Here is a 5341-nt window from a genome sequence, read left to right on the forward strand (position 1 = left end):
CTGGTGAGCCGCAGCAGCCCGTGTTCGCGCAGAACCGCTCCGGCGCGCTCGCGCACTGCTCCGACCAGCATGCTCGCGGTGAACTCCTCGCCGTTGGTGCCATGGGTGTCGGAAGACGGCATGGTGGATCTCCCTCGTGGGACCGAGTGGGTGGGAGGCGACACACTCTCCTCGCCGGAACGCCCCCATGGAAAGTGACAGATTGTCAAAGCGCGATCACCGGGCAGCGAGGCGTTGCGCCGCCGCGCAACTGCTACCTTCGACAGGCCCGTGCCCACCCATGCACCCCGGAAGAAGCGATGAACGGACCGGTAGAACAGCCCTACGTGCCAACGGCTTTCCCGATCTCCATCAAGGGCGTCGTGCTCGACCCGCAGGGACGGGTACTGCTGCTGAAGAACGAGCGGCAGGAGTGGGAGCTGCCCGGCGGGAAGCTGGAGGGCACCGAGACTCCGGAGGAACGGGTGGTCACGGAGATCCAGGAGGAGAGCGGCTGGACGGCGACCGCCGGCCCGCTGCTGGACGTGTGGATGTACGAGCCGATCCCCGGCCGCAAGGTCTTCATCGTCACCTACGGCTGCATGGCGACCGACGCGCGCCGGGCCCCGGTCGTCAGCCACGAGCACAAGGAAGCCGGACTCTTCCACCGCGACGAGGTGCCCGGTCTGGTCATGCCGAAGGGCTACAAGGACTCCGTCGCCCGCTGGTACGAACTGCAGGACCGGGCCTGACCGGTGCACGGGACCGACCCCTACGGCGGGATCCGCTGGCGCTGGACCACCCCCAGGGCCCAGGACATCCTGCGCCGCCGCGCCCTGCCCGAGATCCTGCAGCTGTACCGCGAGATCCACGGCCTGCCGCAACAGGAACTCGCCGACCTCCTCGGCTACTCCACCAGCTACGTCTCCCGCATCGAGACCGGCTCGCGCACGATCACCGACATCGGAGCCCTGCGCCACCTCGCCGAACGGCTCGACCTGCCGCCGCACTGCCTCGGCATTACCGACGACGCCGACGCGGACCACCAGCTCGTGATTCAGCTCGCCGAATCCGTCCTGCGCCTGGCCGAGATCGCCCGCCAGGCCGGCCAGGCCACCATCGCGGTCACCGAGCTGTGGCCGCTGGTCGCCCGTCTCGAAGCCCGTACCGCCGACGGCCACGCCGACCTCGACACCCTTGGCCTGCTCGTCCGCGCCCGGGTCGGCCTCGGAGTGGCGCTCGGTCACGTTCTGCCGGAGGAGCGCCTGGCCACCGCGGCGCGCTGGACCGGCAAGGGCCTGAACGTCGCCCGGCGCCTGGGAGATCCGGGCCTGCACGCCCACGCGCTGCGCCACCACGGCAACGAACTGCGCAAGTCCGGCCTGCACCTTCGCGCACTGGACCGCCTCGGGCAGGCTCGCGACACCGCCCGCACCACCACCGAACGCGCCGAGGCGGTCGTCCTGCTCGCCCGCGCCGCCGGAGCAGCCGGACACACCGCCCTCTTCGACGAAGCGGTCGAAGACGGCCACCGGCTTCTGAACGAAGCTGCGCCCACGGCGCTGTTCTCCGCCTTTACCCTCCACGAGGTCCGTCTTCGCGGCCTCATGGTGACCGGCAGGGTCGCGGAAGCGGTGCGACAACTCGATCAGGCGCCGGCCGCCGGACTCCCTGCTACGTCCCAGTGGCAGATCATCGCGGCGATCACCGCCGGCGAGGTGCTGCTGCGGCAAGGGGATGCGGCCGGAGCAGGACAGCAGCTGACTGCGGCGGTCCAGGGGGCGACGCTCCACCGACTCCCGCACCAGCTCCAGCGCGTCGTCCGGGCGAGTAGCAGCCTTCCGGACGTTCGCCACTGCGCCGTGAACGCTTTGGAGCAGCTGCGGGCCGAGATAGCGGCCTGAACTTCGGTGCGGCGGCAGCTCGGTGGGCATAGCGGTGAGGGTTCCTTCTGGTGTCGTTCGGGCAGGGGCCGGCGGGCTGCTGACGGCGGCGGGTGTGGCGGGGTGCTACGCCTTGCGAACTGCTCGCAGCGGGAGGGACGTGGGACTCACGGGTAGCAGCCCCAGTCGGGGCCGGAAGTGACGATTACTACGCAGAAGGTGAGGATCGCTGCGGCGGCGGTGATGGTGCGGAGCATCAAGTCCTCATTCGTGCAGGCAATTTGTTTCGGGAGTGCGTCGAGCGGCGGGGGGTGATTACCGCCGTCCCCAGTTCCAGGGCCGGGGATGGGCGCCGCGCAGGCAGGCGATCTGGTAGTCGGCCTGTTGGCGGGTGCGGGCGTCGAGGTGTGCGCGGCGGACGGTGCTCATGACCTCGGTGAGGACGATGACGTCGCGGACGATCTGGTAGTCGGGCCAGGTGCCGATGTGGTTGTGGGGCGTGTGGGTGTGGGTGGCGTAGGTCTGGGTGTAGCCCATGTTGTCGTTGAGGTGGCCGAGGAGGAGGTCGGATCGCCAGCGGGCGGCGACGAGGTCCCACTCCCGGTGTCCGCGGAGGAGCGGCTGCCGCAGGAAGAGGCGCGGGTTGCTACGGCTGCCATGGCAGCGTGCTGCGTGGCGGGCGCCGAGGATGTGCGTGGTCGGCGTCGGCCAGTCGATGTCCGCCCATTCCTTGCGCAGTTGGCTGGCCTGGTCGTGCAGGAACCGCTTGGCGGGATCGGGCACGGGTCCGTCGTCCAGGCCGTCGAGGAGGCCGTTGAACGGGTCGTGCTGGTCTTCCGCGAGCCACGGCGCCGTCGTCGCGTCGATCCGGTGCACGCCGGCGGTCACCCGTGCGCTGGCGGCGGGGTCGTGCCGTTGCGGGCCGGGCGGGTGCCAGAAGGTGATGGCGTGGCAGGCGGCGGTGAGGACGTTGGTGTAGTGCGGTGTGACGACGAGCAGTTGGTGGTGTTCCAGCAGCTTCGCGCTCTTGATCAGGGCCCACGCTTCGTCGAGGTTGCGGTGGACGATGGCGAGCGCGTTCGACTGGGGGAGGTCCCAGGTGTGGGTAGGGTACTCGCTGACGAGTTCGGCCTGCTCGGGGCAGTCGGCAGTGGTGATGCAGACCTGGGTGAGGGCCGAGTACGAGGCCGTGATCGCGTGTCTGCGGGCCGTGCTGGTGGTCTTGAGGAGCATTCTGGTGCGCGGTCCGGCGCTCATCGGCAGGTTCCTCGGGTGTGCCGCGGGTGAATGAGGTTCGGTGGTGGGGCCACTTGAGCGGGCGTTTTGGTCATCGGCCGGAGCCCGATCACGCCGCCGCCATCGGGTACGTCCAGGTGAAGTCCGGGTGTCCGAGGTACCGGCAGACGACCGCCTTGGGACGGGGCTCCGGCGCGCTGGTGCCCGATCGCCGGGCGGAGTTCGCAGGCACGGCGCCCGGTCGGGTGTTCGCCATGGAGGCGCCGGGCCAACCGCTGTCGTCGTTGTCCAAGCTCAACTCGAACCACACCTGCTTGCCGTCGTCCAGGCGGTCCCAGCCGAAGTCGTGCGCGAGCGCCTTGACGAGCGCGAGGCCTCGCCCGCCCTGGTCGGATTCGGCTGCCGTTCGCAGCTGCGGTGTTCCCGTCCCGTGATCGGTGACGGTCACCCGCAGCGTGCCGACATCAGCCCGTACGGACAACTCGATCTCGCTGCCGCCGACAGCGTGGACGATCGCGTTGGTCACCAGTTCGGAGGTGAGCAGCATGACGACGTCCGTGTCCTCCTGGGAGAGGATGAGCCCGAGCCCGTGAAGGGCATCCCGCACGGCGTGACGAGCACGGCCGACGCTGCTGATTCCGGTCGGCATCGCGAACTCGGCGATGGGCATGTCGGTTCCCCAAGGATGTGTGGCGGTCCGGGAGGACCGGTGGTGGACGACAGAGTGTCGGCCGCTGCGTTCTCGGAAGCTGGGACGGGGGTCGGCGGCGAGGGCCGTTTTCGATCTCGTCCGTGGGGGCAAAGCGGTAACCATCGACCAGCTCCCTCGGTCGAGCGCCGCGCCGGACGTGCAGTCACTGTTGGCGGGTAATAGAGAAGCAGCGCGAAATCCCGCGGAACAGAGCAAACTTGAGGCGTGACTGCGGCGTATCTGCGACAAAGTGGCCGCTGAGCTGCGCAGTCAACGGGTGCCGAAAGTTTGGGAATCAACCAATGGTGGTCAAGAAGCGCACAGCACTGGCCGAGCAACGCCTGTCGGCGGGCCACACCCAGGAGAGCCTCGCCGAGGCGATGGCTGTGGAACGCAGTACCGTCGGCCGATGGGAAACGGGAAAGTCCGAACCCAGACCGTGGCAGCGGGCAAAGCTGGCGACGGAACTGAACGTCGACGCCCGTGAACTGGAAAGACTGCTGCGGCAGACCCAAAGGGATGCGACTGCAGAACCTACGTCCGAACCGCCGACTAGGGAAGCGGAAGCTCCTCTCCCAGGGCCCGCGTCGCCCATCGGGACCGACGTGTCCCAGCTGGCGGAAGTCGACGCTCTGGTCGAAGACTGGGCTGCCGTCAACTCGGCCTCGGTGCAACCGAAGATCTCACTTTGGGTCACGGAGGAAGAGATCGCGGTCGCCGAAGGGACGCTCGCCATGTTCCGTCAACTCGACCACACCCACGGTGCACGACGGTATGCGCAACAAGTCGGCGACTACATCGACGAGGAGCTCGCAGCCCTGCTGCAACGGCCTGCCGCCACCGATCAGGTTGCGCGCCGGCGTGCCAGGCTCACGGCCGGCTTCTGCGAACTCGCCGGATATCAGGCGATCGACGTCGGGAACCCGGCCCGCGCACAGACGTTCTACCAGCGCGCCCTGACCCTGACGGCTGCGATCAACGACCGAGCGTACGGCGCCTACCTGGTGGCCGTGAACCTCGGGCACCTTGCCCTGCACCGCGGGCAACCGGAGATCGCGCTGCGCTGGGCCATGTCGGCAGACGCGGCGGCCGGTACAGCAGCGAGCCCAGCGACCCGGGCAGCCATCACAGCCGTCGTCGCCCGCGCGAACGCCAGGCTGCGCCGCGAGGGCGAGGCAACCCGGCTGATCAGGCAAGCCGAGAAGCTCCTCGACACGGCCGACCACGAGAACGAACCCGGCTGGATCCGCTACTTCACCCACGCCTACCTCGCGGACGAGATCGCCCACTGCCTCCAGGACCTCGGCCACGCCCCGGACGCCAGGAACCAACTTGCCGACGCCCTCGACGGCGTAGGCAAGGACAAGGTGCGGCGGCGCGCGATCGACGCAGCCCTACTCGCTTCCACATGGCTGCGCACTGGGGACGTCGACGAGGCGTGCTCAAGTGGAAGGGAAGCCGTCGCCTACGCCGCCCGCACGGGGTCGGGCCGTTGCGTCGAGCGGGTGGCCGGCCTGCTCGTCGATCTGCAGGCTCATGCCGACTACGCCCC

Annotated in this window: 5 protein-coding genes; 3 read left to right on the plus strand and 2 right to left on the minus strand. The window is 69.1% G+C overall.

Annotated elements, in window-relative coordinates; translation table 11 throughout:
• The first annotated feature begins 326 nt into the window (after nucleotides 1-326).
• The gene (locus tag AB0O00_RS28375) at nucleotides 327-731 is read left to right on the plus strand and encodes an NUDIX domain-containing protein (RefSeq protein WP_363656484.1); all 405 of its coding nucleotides are present in this window, start codon (nucleotides 327-329) and stop codon (nucleotides 729-731) included.
• A 3-nt stretch (nucleotides 732-734) separates the two neighbouring features.
• Nucleotides 735-1883 (plus strand): helix-turn-helix transcriptional regulator, encoded by a 1149-nt coding sequence (locus tag AB0O00_RS28380; RefSeq protein WP_363656486.1) that lies wholly within the window; start codon nucleotides 735-737, stop codon nucleotides 1881-1883.
• Between the two features lie 294 nt (nucleotides 1884-2177).
• Here the strand turns inward: AB0O00_RS28380 and AB0O00_RS28385 are convergent, their stop codons facing one another.
• Entirely contained in the window at nucleotides 2178-3119 is a 942-nt protein-coding gene (locus tag AB0O00_RS28385; protein ID WP_363656488.1) for a hypothetical protein, read from the minus strand.
• A gap of 88 nt (nucleotides 3120-3207) precedes the next feature.
• Nucleotides 3208-3768, minus strand: a complete 561-nt coding sequence (locus AB0O00_RS28390) for an ATP-binding protein (protein ID WP_363656491.1) — start codon at nucleotides 3766-3768, stop codon at nucleotides 3208-3210.
• 323 nt (nucleotides 3769-4091) lie between these two features.
• On the opposite strand from AB0O00_RS28390, the gene AB0O00_RS28395 reads away from it, so the two are divergent.
• On the plus strand, nucleotides 4092-5341 hold a 1250-nt coding region (locus AB0O00_RS28395), incomplete at its 3' end, for a helix-turn-helix transcriptional regulator (RefSeq protein ID WP_363656493.1).

Source organism: Kitasatospora sp. NPDC093558 (assembly GCF_040683475.1).
Taxonomy (GTDB): Bacteria; Actinomycetota; Actinomycetes; order Streptomycetales; family Streptomycetaceae; genus Kitasatospora.